Annotated in this window: 2 protein-coding genes and 1 riboswitch; both genes read right to left on the bottom strand. The window is 37.1% G+C overall.

The window, feature by feature from the left end:
• Nucleotides 1-338: 338 nt before the first annotated feature.
• Nucleotides 339-473, bottom strand: a riboswitch (cobalamin riboswitch).
• 61 nt (nt 474-534) lie between these two features.
• Nucleotides 535-1467: a porin gene (locus H5072_RS16840; RefSeq protein ID WP_182694193.1), complete on the bottom strand. Its 933-nt coding sequence runs from the start codon at nt 1465-1467 to the stop codon at nt 535-537.
• A gap of 166 nt (nt 1468-1633) precedes the next feature.
• Nucleotides 1634-2466: LysR family transcriptional regulator (locus H5072_RS16835; protein ID WP_182694192.1), on the bottom strand; the 833-nt coding region annotated here is incomplete at its 5' end.

The following is a 2466-nucleotide window of genomic DNA, read 5'->3' as shown; positions in this document are numbered from 1 at the left end:
GTTTATTTTTTTGAGGATCGTTTTATTGCCAATACCCCACGATACGTTTTTAACGTTTAGTAATGGTATATTTAATGGCGTTTGAGTGTGCAATAGTCAGTCCTAGACGGGATTAAACTCACTAAAATGCGATAAAAATACTAATGCACTACAAGAAAAAATGAGTAAACCCGCTCGTTAAAAGAATTTATACCAATTGCACTAAATTAGTGATTTATTATAGCGACAAAGAAATAGCTTAATAACAAAGCGGAAATTATGACATATACTTGTTCTATATGAATAATTTTTAACGAAGTTAGTAAGTTATTTAATTCGCTAGAAAGATCATGTTTTTAATAAAATTGGTATTATACCATTTGTATCTGACTTAAAGCTTTGCGCTAATTACAGTTGCGGGAACAGTCGAGGACTCGCACCTCATTCCAAATGAAGCTCTATTATGGGCGGCTAAGTAAATAATTTAAAGCAAAAAAAACCGCACTCAAAAGAGCGCGGTTAAAAAGGGAGTGTTTTAACTAATTTAGCGAATAGTTAAAACTTGTATTCCATACCTAAGCCTACGTAGTCTTGGTCAACGTTGTTGTCCATGTCGAAGCTTGAGTAAAAGCCAAATACTTTAATGTTTTTATTTAATTTGTGATCAAGACCAACTGATATTGCTGACTTATCGTCGCTGTCGTCAAAGTCCATGTCTTGGTATTGCAATTTAAATGTGTTGTTACCCATGCTGTAAGCTGCATTTAATAGATAACCATCCGCTTCTGCGCTGCCGTCAACTTTTTCTTGTGTTTGGTACATTGCACCTAACTTAAAGTTTTCAACTTTACCTTGGATTGACGCGCGTAATACATCGTAGCCATTTACTTCACTATCGGCTGCGATAGAGGCATATACTGCGCTCTTTTTAAGTGCCACGTCACCGTAAGTAACCGCCATTGAGTAACCGTTATCAGCGTCTACATCATCTTCAGCTACAAAAGTAGCAAGTACTTTAAAACCTTCGTATGAGTTTGATGAATAACTAACAGTATTCCCTAAACGGTTTTCACCTTTAAATACATTTTTAATATCGCCTTCAAGGTCGTTAAACAAGTCTAACTTACCTTGAGATTGTTTAAGCGCAGTATCGTTACGACCAATAACCACTTGGCCAAACGCACCTTTTAGACCAACGTATTGGTTACGCGCAGAAATATTGTCGTCGTTATCGCCTTTTGAATCAGCATCAGACACATCAACTTGAAACTCAAACTTATATACCGCTTCTAAACTATCATTTATTTTTTCAGAACCTTTAACACCAAGACGAGATGCATTACTTTTTATCTCAGTAAAAGATCCTTCGCCGTCATCAGATGATTGCACTGTTACATTCGCTTTACCGTAAATGTCTACATCGGCAAGTGCATTAAAAGATAAACCACTTAATAGTGCTAAGCATAAGCTCGATTTTACAAATTTCATGTTATTTCCTTGGATAATCACAAAAGACTAATTTTTAAAACTGCTGCATTTTGTCACCGCTAAATGACAGTAATATTACAATGGAAATATTAATGTCTTTTTTTATTAATAAAAATGCATTAAATTTGAAATCAAAATAACATGAAAGCCTAATAAACGGCCGAACTTACTTACTTTTCTTTAATGACAAGCTTGGGGTCATTTGCGATAGTAAATTAACTAAGGTTTCTATTAACTCTTTTTGCTCGTTGTCTCTGTGATACGCTATAAACACGTCTCGCGAGGTATTTTCTACATCTTTAACATGAAACAGTTCACCTTTTTCTAAATGCCCTTCTACCAATACTTGAGGTATAAATGCACTGCCGCCACATTGCAGTATTAAATCAAGTGCAATACGTCCTGTGCTGGTTCTAAAATAAGGCGGTGTTTTACCGGTAAACTGACGCGCATGCCAAAGTGAGAAAGTAGTTCCCCAATCAACATATACATACTGATTATCAAAAAAGTTTTCGTTCGTTGCAGTGTCGTATCCGCTTACGGGAATGATTGGCAACTCACAGATTCGCTCTACCACTAGCTCGTCTACTTTTGGTGGATCAAACAATATTGCCAAATCAAGCGTGCGTTCTAATAACAGCCGAGTGCTTTCTTGTTGTGCTTTAACTTCTGCGACTAATGACACGCCCGGCATCGCCGATACAATATTTGTTATACCAAACTGTAAAAAAGCATCCCAAATATTAGGCGTTCCTGCTAAGCTAATTTGCTTATGCATATTATCGGCAAGCGCAACATCCACTTTGGCGCGTTGCATGCCCGTAATAATCATTTGTGCATGGGGTAATAAGCGCTCGCCAGGTGCTGTAAGTTGAATGTTATTACGCTGGCGAATAAACAAATTAACACCAAGCCCTTGCTCTAATTGGCGAATTCTAAAGCTCACTGCAGACTGCGTAATATAAAGGTTTTCGGCCGCTTTACCAAAGTGACGCGTAC

The sequence above is a fragment of the Pseudoalteromonas sp. SR45-5 genome, from assembly GCF_014163565.1.
Lineage (GTDB): Bacteria > Pseudomonadota > Gammaproteobacteria > Enterobacterales > Alteromonadaceae > Pseudoalteromonas > Pseudoalteromonas distincta.
The sequence above is the reverse complement of the archived record's forward strand: the minus strand, read 5'-3'. Positions and strand labels throughout refer to the sequence as shown.

Bases quoted from the DNA above. Each gene is read 5' to 3' on its own strand.
- H5072_RS16840 (WP_182694193.1), bottom strand. From the start codon at position 1,467: ATGAAATTTGTAAAATCGAGCTTATGCTTAGCACTATTAAGTGGTTTA.